The sequence below is a fragment of the Xanthomonas sp. WHRI 6108 genome, assembly GCF_040202385.2.
Classification (GTDB): Bacteria; Pseudomonadota; Gammaproteobacteria; order Xanthomonadales; family Xanthomonadaceae; genus Xanthomonas; species Xanthomonas arboricola.
On record NZ_CP168198.1, the window covers coordinates 2394125 to 2405204 of the forward strand.

Consider the following 11080-nt stretch of genomic DNA (forward strand, 5'->3'; position numbering starts at 1 on the left):
GCTCACCATTCGGTCATCTCCATTGCGTCGTTCTCTTCCACCGTACCCGTTGCGACTTGTGCCCCAGCCGCAGTCAACGCATCGATCCAGGCCGCCAGCTCGACGATGGTCGAGCGAGCGAACAGATCGGCGATGCGCAGTTCGCAATCGAATTCGGCCTGCAGCGCGACCACCACCCGGGTCGCGAGCAGTGAGTGCCCACCGACCTCGAAGAAAGTACGGCGGGTGCCAACCGATTCGCGTTCGAGCACTTCGCACCAGACCCGGTGTACGCGGGTTTCGGTCGCCGTCTGCGGCAAAGTGTCGCTTTGATCCAGGCTCCAGTCGGGGGCCGGCAAGGCGGAACGATCGACCTTGCCATTGGTAGTCAACGGAAGTCCCGGCAGCACCACGATCGCCGCCGGCACCATGTAATCCGGCAGCACGGCTACCAGCGAAAGACGCGCCTGCAATGGATCGAAATCCTCGCCAGCCACTGTGTACGCGACGAGTTGACGGTCGCCGCGCTCATCTTCGCGAGCGACCACGACTGTCTCGCGCATACCCGGAAGTGCCGCAAGCGCCGATTCGATCTCACCCAGCTCGATACGGAAGCCACGCAACTTGACCTGAGCGTCACGACGGCCAACGAACTCGACGGTTCCGTCAGGCAACCAGCGACCGAGGTCGCCGCTGCGGTACAGGCGGCCATGCGCGCCGGTGTCGACGAAGCGTTCGGCAGTGAGCTCTGGCTGATTCAGGTAGCCCCGGGCCAGCCCGTCGCCACCGATCCATAGCTCTCCGACCACACCGATCGGCACCGGCTGCATCCGCTCATCCAGCAGATGTACGGTGGTATTGGCGATTGGCCGCCCGATTGGAATCGCACGCTCGCCATCGACTGCTCCAGTGATCGCATAGGTCAGCGCAAACGTGGTGCTTTCGGTCGGTCCATAGCCGTTGACCAGTCGTGCCGGCGCATACGGCGACTGCGCCAACTCGGCGATCCGACGCGGGTCGAGTGCATCGCCGCCCACTAGCAAGTGGCCCAGCTGTGCCAAGGCCGGTCCAAGCACCGGCAGATGGCTGTTGAACAGTCCCACTGTCATCCACATCGCGGTGACGCCGGCACTCAACAGCGCGTCGCGCAAGGCCGCAGCATGCAGGACGGTCTGCTGGTCGAAAACGACCACGCGCGCGCCTTGCAGCCAGGCCGACCAGATCTCCCAGGTGGATGCATCGAACGCTGGGTTCGAGCAATGGGCGACGCGATCAGCAGGCGAGAGCGGCGCAAAATCGGTGCCAAACACCAGGCGCACAATGCTTCGGTGTTCGACCATGACCCCTTTGGGCTGCCCGGTAGAGCCGGAGGTATACATCACGTAGGCAAGTTCGCGGCCACTGGCTGGCTGGCGCGCAAGATTGAGCTGCGACTCATGCGACCACGCCTCTTCGTGCAGCGACAGGCGTTGCCCCACCCATGCTGCTGCGTCATCTGCGGCAAGAACGGCAACCGGCGCAGCGTCCTCGAGCAGATAGCTCACGCGCGCGTCCGGCTGGGCCGGATCGATCGGCACATAAGCACCGCCTGCCTTGAGCACTGCCAGCATCGCCACCAGCATCGCGACACCGCGTGGTGCCACGATCGCGACCCGTGCATCTGTCACAACGCCGCGCTCGCGCAGACCATGGGCGATGCGGTTGGCGCGGGCATTGAGCGTCGCGTAGTCCAGCATGATTCCGTCGGCCTGGACCGCGATCGCATCGGGCGTGCGCGCAGCCTGCGCCTCGAACAGGTCGGCCAGCGAGCTATCGTGAGGATACGGCGCGCGAGCGCCATTCCAGACAGCGATCGTCGCGCGCTCAGCAGCATCGTGCAGCGCCGGCTCGCGTCCTGCGGCAACCGCTGCGGGCAGATCCTCGAGCACCCGCCCCAGATGCGCGACCAGGCGGCCGATGGTGGCCTCGGCGAAGTGCTCGGCGCGATAGCCCATGCGCAGCAGCAAGGTGTCTTCCAGCACCGCAATCAGCGTCAGGCGGAAATGGGTGAACTGCGGTGCCGAATCACGCTCGATTCGCAGCTGGCCCGGCAGGGCTGCCGCTTGGTCGCGGGCATCGGTCGGCAGATTCTCGAACACCAGCAGGCTGTCGAACAGCGGCATTCCGCCGGCCTCCAACTGGATCTGCGGAAGCGGCAGGAAACCGTGCTGTGTGCTTTCGACAAATTCGGCATGCTGGCGCGCCAGCATCGATGCTGTATCGGCGTCGCGGCCAAAGCGCACCGCCACCGGTACAGTCTGAATGAACAGCCCGACCATCGATTCGATGTCCGGCACCTCCGCCGGGCGCCCCGACAAGGTGGTGCCGAACACGACCTCGTCCTCTCCGCTGTAGCGATGCAGCACATAGCCCCAGCTCCACTGCAGCAGGGTGTTGAAGGTGACCTTCAAGCGTTGCGCCATCGATTCCAGTGCACGCGTGGCCGCCACCGACAGACGCAACCGGCGCTCGCGGGAACCGTGTTCGCCGTCGGTAGGCAGACGGTCCACTCCCAGCGGGGTCGGCAGCGACAGTCCCGACAGTGCTGCGCGCCAGTAGCTGCGCGCCGCGTTGGTGTCCTGGCGCGATAGCCAGGCGATGTAGTCGCGGTACGCGGCCGGCGCCGCAAGCGTATCCGGGCGACCTTCGCTCAGTGCGACATAGCGCTCCAGCACATCGCGATAGACCAGCGGCCCGCTCCAGCCGTCGAGGGTGATGTGGTGCTGGGTCCACAGCACGCGATGGTGATCGTGGCCCAGACGGAACAGCGTCAGCCGCAGCAACGGTGCGTTGGCGAAGTCGAAGCCGGCGTCGCGGTCGGCGGCCAGGAAGGTGGCAAAGCGCGCCTCCTGCTCGGCTGGTGCCAGATCGCGCAGATCTTCTTCGCGCCATGGCAGCTGGACCCGATCGAGCACGATCTGTTGCAGCGTTCCGCCGGCCTCGGAGAACGCGGTGCGCAGGATGTCGTGGCGGGCCAGCGTGTCTTTCCAGGCGCGGCGGAACGCTTCTATGTCCAGGGGACCGTGAAGGGTCGGATACGACTGCACCACGTAAGCGGAACGTTCGAGCTGACTGTGGAAATGCAGGCCCGCCTGCATCGGCGTTGCCGGATACACCTGCGCGATCGCCCCATAGCGGCGCTGCCATGCGTCCAATTGCGCCTGGTCGACCGTGGCCAAGGGAAAGTCCGACGGCGTGCGCGTGCCGGCTCCGGGCGTGCTGCAATGATCGATAACTCGGTCCAGACCTTGCACGATCGCCTCGATCAGCGCTTGCGCCGTTTCGTCGCGATACTGGGCACGGCTGTAATCCAGCACCAGCGTGAGTTCGCCGCCGAACACACGTCCGGTCAAGCCAATCCTGCGCACCCTCCGGCGACGCGGGCTGACCTTGTCACCCACACCTTCCGGCGCGGCCTGGAAGGCAGTCTCCTCGTTGATCACCTGATCGAACTGGCCGAGGTAGTTGAACTCCAGGTCGGGCGGACCGAGCCGTCCGGCAGCCTCGACGAGTTCCGGGTCGTTGCCCAGCTGATGGGCGATGCCGAACCCGATGCCGTGATCGGGAACCTCCCGATACTGCTCCTTGACCGCCTTGATGACCTCGCCTACCTCGTCGCTAGCCGCGCTGATCACCAACGGATAGATGCCGGTGAAGTAACCAACGGTTTGCGTGACATCGAGCTCGTCGAACAGGTCCTCGCGACCGTGTCCTTCCATGCGCACGCGGAATGCGCTCGCGCCACTCCACGCGCGCAGTCCGAGGTAGACGCCCGCCAGCAGCAGCTCGTTGATCTGGGTCCGGTAGGCGGCCGCACAGTCTTGTTGCAGCCGACGAGTACGCGTCGGGTCGAGGCTGGCAGTCACCAACGCGTTATCGCTCATTCGCCCGACATCCTCGGTGCCGAAGTCGTTCGGCCACGGCTCCACGTGGAGTCGGCACTGGCGCAGCCAAAACGACCGTTGCGCCGCCTGCCGCGACGAACCCACATGCTCGAGCAGGGCTTGACCCCATTGTTGGAACGAGGACGTCTTGGCGCCCAGTTCGATCGCTCGACCGGCCACGGCCTGGCCGTAGCCGCGCTCGATATCGGCGAGCAGGATTCGCCAAGACACCCCGTCCACGACGAAGTGCTGGGCCAGCAGCAAGAGACGCCCACTCTCGCCCGCACGGGCAGGCGCGAAATGGACCACCCGCAGCAGCGGCCCCCGCGCAAGATCGAAGCAGCGTTGCCAATGATCGCAACGCGCCGTCACGAACGCGGTTGCGTTGGTTTCGGGTAGGCGTTCGCGCACAATCGTTGCCGACAGCATTGCCTCGTCCAATGGCGCATACCAGGCCTGCCAGTCGCCATCGCGCTCGGCGAAGCGTAGGCGCAACGCATCGTGACGGCGATAGACCGCCGCCACCACGTCCCGCAGGATCGCTTCATCGACATCTGCAGGTGTCCTCAGCAGCACCGCTTGGTTGTAGTGATGGCGGTCCGTCTCGTCCAGGCCGATCAATAAGCGGTGCACCGGCAACAGCACCTGCCCACCTTCGATCGCCTGCTGCGGCGCCACGGCTGCAGGCGCGTCCAGCGTGGCGGCCAGCGCGGCCAACTCGGCCACGGTCTGGGCGACGAACAGATGGCGGGTAGTGAGCGCCAGCCCGGCCCTGTTCGCGCGCGATACCACTTGGATCGCCAGGATGGAATCGCCGCCGATCTCGAAGAAGTTGTCGTGCACGCCGACCAGCTCCAGCCGCAGCGCTTCCTGCCAAATCGCCACCAGCGTGATTTCATGTTCGTTGCGCGGCGCGACGTGCACGGCCTGGGACTGGTAATCAGGCTCCGGCAGTCGGCGCAGGTCGATCTTGCCATTGGCGGTCAATGGCAGCGCATCGATCGCTACGAATGCCGCCGGCATCATGTAATCGGGGAGATGCCGTTTGATTCGCTCACGTAATGCGCGCACCAGCAGCGCTTCGTTGACCTCTGCTTCGTTGGCGACGGCTGGCACCACGTAGGCGACCAAGCGACGCAGAGCGCCGTCGCCACGGACCGCGACCACGGCCTCGGACACGCTCTCGTGGGCGCGCAGCAACGCGGCGATCTCACCCGGCTCGACACGATGTCCACGAATCTTGATCTGGCCGTCGACGCGCCCGAGGAACTCCAACTCACCCTGCGCATTCCAACGCACACGGTCGCCGCTGCGGTACAGACGGCCACCGTCGGCGGCGAGTCCATCGATGAAGTTGAGCGCGGTCAGTGTTTCGTTCCCCAGATAGCCGTCAGCCAGGCCTGGACCACCGATGTAGAGCTCACCAGGCACGCCGACCGCCACCGGCGCGCCCTGTGTGTCGAGGACGCGTAATTCGACGTTTGGAAGGCCGCGGCCCAGGGTCAGCGGACGGCCGGGCACCACCTCCGCGCTGGTCGCAGCAACGGTGATCTCGGACGGGCCATAAGAATTGACCACGCGACAACGCTCGGCCCAGGCCCAGGCCAAGCGTTCGTCGCAAGCCTCGCCGGCGACGAACAGCACGCGCGGCGCCGGTGTAGAACCGATATCCAGTTGCGCCAGCAACGCCGGCGGTATGGCCGCATGGGTGATCTCGGCCGTGCTCAACAAACGTGCCAGTCGTGCTGGCGAGCGCCGGTCTTCTTCCGCGCAGACATGCAGGGCCGCGCCATTGGCCAGCGCCATCAGCCATTCCCAGACGGCTCCGTCGAAGCTCACCGACGCGAATGCCAGCACGCGGTCGCCCTCGCCCACCTGATACAGCTCGCGCTGCGATAGGGCCAGATTGATCATGCCGCAGTGCGGCACGATGACGCCCTTGGGGCGTCCAGTCGAGCCGGAGGTGAACACCACGTAGGCTGGATCCTGCGGACGCACGCCTGTCTGCGGGGCACCCGGATCGGCCGCGTCGGATGCGCCGAACAAGGCGTGGGCGAGAGCGCCATCGACCGGTACCACACTGTGCTCGCCCAACGCCGGGACCGCTTCCAGTACGCCCTGCTGGGTCAATACCAGTGCCGGCGCGGCATCCTCCAGCATCGCGGCGATACGCTCTTCGGGATAGGTCGGGTCGATCGGTACGTAGGCGGCGCCCGCCTTGAGGACAGCCAACAGACCTGCAAACAAATCGTGTGACCGCTCCATGCACACGCCAATCCGGGCCCCTGGCCCGATCCCCTGCGCATGCAAGAACGCGGCTATTCGGTTCGCGCGGCGGTCCAGGTCGGCATACGTCCACGCGTGGCCGTCGCAAACCACCGCTGCTGCGTACGGTGTCGCGCGCGCGCAGTGCTCGAACAACTGGTGCGCGCACAGTGCCGGACGCGGCAGGAGCGATGGTGCGCCGAGCGCAAGCACGCGCGCAGCATCGTCGGCTGACATCGCCGCCGACGCGAGCAATGGCGCCTGCGGATCCTTGGCGGCGGCCGACAAGCACGCCAGTAGCGCGTCGGCCAGGCGTTCGACGGTCTTGGCATCGAACAATTCGGTCGCATACAGCACGGTCATGTCGAAATCGTCGCCCCGATCGCGCACATGCAGTTCCAGATCGAAGCGCGACACGTCGATACCGGACTCCAGACCGCCCACGTTCAGGCCCGGCAGCGCGAGGTCTGCAACTTCGTCCTGGTGCATCGTGAAGCTGATTTGGAATATCGGGCCGTGGCCGAGACTGCGCGGTGGATTGACCGCCTCCACCACCAGGTCGAAGGGAATGGCCTGGTGTGCGAATGCATCCAGAACGGTGGTCCGGACGTGGCCTAGAAGTGTCTCGAAGCTTTGCGCAGTGTCCACGTGGGTGCGAATGGCCACGCTGTTAACGAAGCATCCGATCAGTGGTTCGGTGGCCGAATGATGGCGTCCGGAGACCGGCGAGCCGACCACCACATCGTCTTCGCCACTCCAGCGCGCCAGCACTGCGGCGAATGCCGCGTGCAGCAGCATGAACGGGGTCGCTGCGCGCGCCCGGGCAAGTTCGCGCAGGCGAGCGGATAGCGATGATTCCAGTCTGCGTTCGATCCGGCCGCCGGAAAAGGTGCGCTGTGTCGGCCAGGGTCGATCCAGCGGTAGGCCATGCACGGGCGGTGCCCCCTCCAGGCGCTCGCGCCAGTAATCCAGCCCCTGTTGCAGTCGCGCCTGGTCCAACACGCGTTGCTGCCACAAAGCGTAGTCCCCGTACTGCACCGCCAAAGGTGGCAAGGCCGGCCGGCGTCCTTCGCAGGCGGCGGCATACAGTTCGACGAACTCCTTGACCAGCAATGCGCTGGAGCCGCCATCGGAAGCAATATGATGCACCGTCAGCACCGCGACCCATTCCTGTTCGTCGATACGCAATAGCGCCGCGCGCAACAACGTGTCGGTCCCCAGGTCGAACGGCCGTTCGACTTCCTCGCGTATCCGTGCGGTCAACACTGCCTTGCGTTGGCTGACCGCGCTTTTGCGCAGGTCATGGAGTTCTAACGGCGCGTCAGCCAGGTCGACGACCTCGCACCGCCCATCACCATCGCCGGCCAGGAAGCGCGTGCGCAAGACCTCGTGGCGGGCCACGATACCGTCCAGCGCAATCCTGCAGGCCTCCATGTCCAGATCACCGCGCAGGCGCAGCGTCACGGCGATGTGGTATTGGCGGCTGCCGCCCTCGACCTGGTCGAGAATCCACAAGCGCTTCTGCGCGTGCGACATCACCGGCGCGGTGCCCGGCGGGCGCGGTCGCAATTGGATGCGCTGCTCGCCGTGGCTGTCGACGTGGGCGGCCAGACGACGCACGGTCGGATGCTCGAACAGGGCGCGCAGGGGCACGCTGCGCTCCAGTCGACGACCGATATCGGCGATTGCCCGGGTGGCCAGCAGTGAGTGACCACCGAGGGCGAAGAAATCCTCGTCCAGGCCGATCTTCGCGTGACCGAGGATGGCGCACCAGGAGTCGTGCAGGACCTGCTCGCTGACAGTCGTCGGCGGGGTCAACTCGTGTTTGGCCCCGGCATCGCTCCGCCATGCCGGCAACGCCGCGAATTCGCGCTTGCCGTTGACGGTCAGCGGCATTCGCTCGATCCAGACCACCGCTTCGGGCAGCATGTAATGCGGTAATTCGAGAGCTAACGTCGCACGCAGGCGCGCATCCTCCATCACTGGCGCGCCGTCGGCAGAGACCGCATAGGCCACCAGACGCCGATCGTGGTCGTCGCCGACAGCGACCACCGCGGCATCCTGCACGCCCGGCAGCGCCATCAGACGCGCTTCGATCTCCGCAGGCTCGATCCGATACCCGCGAATCTTCAGCTGCGCGTCGTCGCGACCGAAAAAACGCAAGCGGCCATCGACGCCCCAGGCCGCAAGGTCGCCGCTGCGATAGGCGCGGCAGCCATCGGCCTTGACGTAGAAACCACCGGCGTCGGCGCCGCCCCGATAGCCTTGGGCCAACTGCGGACCGACGATATGGAGCTGTCCGCGCACGCCGATTGGTACCGGCTGTCCATGGCGGTCGACGACGTCAATGCGCATGCCAGGGAACGGCCGCCCGATCGGCACCCCGTCCTCACTGGGCAATGCATCGGCAGGCCCAATGGCGTGGACCATGCAGCCGACCGTGGCTTCGGTCGGTCCGTACTCGTTGACCACCGTCGCCTTCGGTGCGACACGTTCGCGGAATCGGGCCAAGGTCGAGGTCGATAATGCTTCGCCACCGACGACCACGCGATGGGGCGCCTGTCCCGGGACCGTGGCCAGATTCGCCAACGCCTCCAGATGTGCAGGAGTGAGTTTGAAAAGCAGCGGTTCGGTGCCGACCATCAGGCTGGCCAGTATGGCCAGCGAGGCGTGCGGATCGGGTGGCAGCAAGTGGACCGGGCGACCGGTGGCCAGGGGCAGGATGAGCGAGGTGACGGTGGCGTCGAACGCGAGCGTGGTCGCAACTACGCCGGCAGCCAGCGCATCGGCGTCATAAAGGCATCGCGCACGATCCAGATAGTGCGCCAGCGCGGTATGACCAACGACAACGCCCTTGGGACGGCCGGTCGAGCCGGAGGTGTAGATCAGGTAGGCGGTGACGCCAACCGCATGCTTCGGTCTGCTGCTGGGGGCAGCGGTCGCGCGCGCAGCTGCCAGCGCGTTGACATCGATGACCGCCATGCCGCTCGGGCAATGGACCGCTTTTGCCACCTCGGCGCGCGCGGTCAGCATCGCGGCGGGCGCGGCGTCGATGAGGATCGCGGCGATGCGCGCTGGCGGTGACGTTGTGTCGACCGGCACATAGGCGGCGCCAGCCTTCCATGCGCCCAGTATCGCGGCCACCATCCAGGCATCGCGCTCCAGCAACAGGACGACCCGGTCGCCCTCGCCGACACCGGCCACGCTCAGTGCATCGGTCACTGCATCGGCAGCGGCGCCAAGCTGCGCCCAGCTCCATTGCTGGTGGCCGGCGATCACTGCCACCGCGTCGGATCGCGCGTCGCAATGGCGCTGGATCTGCTTCAACGCCGTCTCGGGGACAGCCTCGGAGACTGCCCGACCAGCAGCCAGCGCGACCATCTGTTGGCGACCGGACGCATCCAGCAGATCCAGCGTACTGACCCGGACGGTATCGTCAAAGGCCATTGCCCGCAGCAAGCAATCAAAGTGGCCTAGCCAGCGGTCGATGGTGGTGCGATCGAACAGGTCGCAGGTGTACACCAACTCGCCACAGAAGCCGCCCGCTTCATCGGCCAGTGCCAGCGCCAGGTCAAATTGCGCGCTGTGCCGCGGCGGCTGCAGCGCCTCTACCCGCACGCCCTGCAGGTCGGGTGCGGAGGCGCCTGCGCCGGATACGGTAAGGCTGGTCTGGAACAGCGGTGAGTGGCTGAGACTGCGCTGCGGTCGCAGCGCATCAACGACCTGCTCGAACGGCACATTTTGATGGGCGTAGCCGTCCAGGGTCAGCTCGCGGACCCGGCTCAGCAGGCCTGCCACAGACGGATCGTCTTCCAGATGCACATGCAACGGCATGGTATTGGCGAAAAAGCCGATCAGTGGTTCGACCTCCGGTCGCTGACGATTGGCGACCGGGCAGCCGACCACGACCGAGTCCTGGCCCGAGAGCCGGTGCAGCAAGGCCGCCCAGGCCGCCAGGAGGACCATGAATGGCGTCACCCGATGGCGCCAGGCCAGGTTGCGCAGCGCGTCGCTAGTCCCCTGGTCGATTCGCACCGGCACGCGTTCGCCGGTATAGCGTTGGTGCGCCGGCCGCAGACGGTCACTCGGCAGTTCCAGCAGCGCTGGTGCGCCTGCCAGATGCTGTTTCCAGTAGCTGATCTCCGTCTGCAAACGCGCCTGGTCCAGGCGTTCGCGCTGCCATGCCGCATAGTCGGCGTACTGGATGGACGGCAACGGCAGCGGATCGGGCTGGCCAGCGACGGTTGCGGCATAGATTGCGCCCAATTCGCGCACCAGCACCGCGTTCGACCAGCCGTCCGAGACGATGTGATGCATCGTGACCACCAATACGTGCTCCTCCTCGCCGGTATGCAGCAGGCGCATGCGCAGTGGTCCGCCGGTAACGAGATCGAACGGTGCCTCGCCCTCGTCGCGCAGGTGCTCCCATATCCGCGATGCGGCATCCTCGCCGCGCAGGTCGAACAGCGGCAACGGTGGCACCGCGTGAGCCGGCAGGACCCACTGCACCGGCTCGCCGTCCTGATCGACGAAACAGGTCCGCAAGACCTCGTGGCGTTCGACAATACGAGCCAGCGTCAGCCGCAGCGCGTCCACGTCGAGGGCGCCGCGCAAGGCCAGCGCCGCGCCGACGTGGTAGGCGGCGCTGGCGGCCGGGTCGAGCTGGTGCAAGAACCACAGCCGCTGTTGCGCGAACGACAGCGGCGCTGGCCGCTGCGGCTGCCCGCGTCGGGGAATCGCCTCCGCGATCGGTAAGACAGCACTATCCGAGAGGAATGCGATGAGGGCGTCACGGTTCTCGCGCAGCAACGCGACCGCACGTGGTGAAATATCCGCTGAGGCCGAACGAGTTTTGAGCCGGTCCTGGTCGATGAAAGGAAAGACGCCTTCGGCGTTGAGCAACGTCACGATCT

The 11080-nt window shown here is 66.1% G+C and carries 1 protein-coding gene; it reads right to left on the reverse strand.

Features of this window, described 5'->3' with window-relative positions; genetic code table 11:
• Window positions 1-2: 2 nt before the first annotated feature.
• Window positions 3-11075: an amino acid adenylation domain-containing protein gene (locus tag ABQ039_RS10120; RefSeq protein WP_349777787.1), complete on the reverse strand. Its 11073-nt coding sequence runs from the start codon at window positions 11073-11075 to the stop codon at window positions 3-5.
• Window positions 11076-11080 lie beyond the last annotated feature (5 nt).